Here is a 1035-nt window from a genome sequence, read left to right as displayed (position 1 = left end):
AACACGCAAGCGTGTTTTCGATATAGCCAAAAAGCTTAATTATAAAGTTGATAAAAATGCGAGTAACCTTCGCACTCAACAAAGTAGTACGCTTGCATTATTGTTGTTTGAAGATCCTACTTCTGACGAGTCCCAAATAAATCCTTTCTTTTTAGCCATGCTTGGCAGTATTACCCGTGCTTGCGCTAAAGAAGGTTACGATTTATTAGTTTCATTTCAATCGGCCAGTGCTGATTGGCAAGCAGACTATGAAGATAGCCACAGAGCTGATGGCATTATTTTACTCGGGTATGGCGATTACATTGATTACCAACCAAAATTTAACACCTTACTTGAACAAAATACTAAGTTTGTTTGCTGGGGTGCAACGGTAGATAACCGTCCCGATTTAACTGTTTGTTGTGATAACTACGGTGGCGGTAAGCTCGCCGCTGAGCACTTTATTGCGCATAGCAGAACTGATTGCGCTTTTATTGGTGACGCCTCTGATCACAGCCCCGAATTTTTTAGTCGTTTTCAGGGTTTTAAAGATGAGCTATTGGCTAACAACGTTAAAATAAATGAGCGTAAAATGGCTAATGCTATCTCTACTGAAGAATCTGGCTATCACGCAACACGCTCACTAATTGCTAATAATATTAAATTTAACGCCTTATTTGCTGCAAGTGACTTAATTGCTATTGGGGCTATACGCGCACTTAAAGAAGCAAATATCAACGTGCCGAAAGATGTTGCGGTAGTCGGCTTTGATAATATAGCCATTGCAAGTTATGTAAACCCACCACTAACTACAATAGAGCAAAACACCACTATTGCTGGGCAAATGTTAGTAGAGAACCTATTAAAACTGATACGTGGTGAAGAAGTTCAAAGCACCCTGCTGCCTCCTATTCTCATTCCTAGAAGTTCAAGCTGAGCCGGGCTAATAAAATAAAGTAGAATTTATAAACGGTTTTAATTGGAAGTTACAACGACACTAATTTATTCAGTATATTTTTATCTATTCATTTCACTTTTCTTTCTGATCTATTCATA

1 protein-coding gene is annotated in these 1035 nt (G+C 38.6%); it reads left to right on the top strand.

The genetic code is table 11. The features are described 5' to 3' along the window. Positions 1-916: LacI family DNA-binding transcriptional regulator (locus H5072_RS20190; RefSeq protein WP_182694605.1), on the top strand; the 916-nt coding region annotated here is incomplete at its 5' end. Between the last annotated feature and the right edge of the window lie 119 nt (positions 917-1035).

Origin of the sequence: Pseudoalteromonas sp. SR45-5 (genome assembly GCF_014163565.1) — a bacterium.
Lineage (GTDB): Bacteria > Pseudomonadota > Gammaproteobacteria > Enterobacterales > Alteromonadaceae > Pseudoalteromonas > Pseudoalteromonas distincta.
The sequence above is the reverse complement of the archived record's forward strand: the minus strand, read 5'-3'. Positions and strand labels throughout refer to the sequence as shown.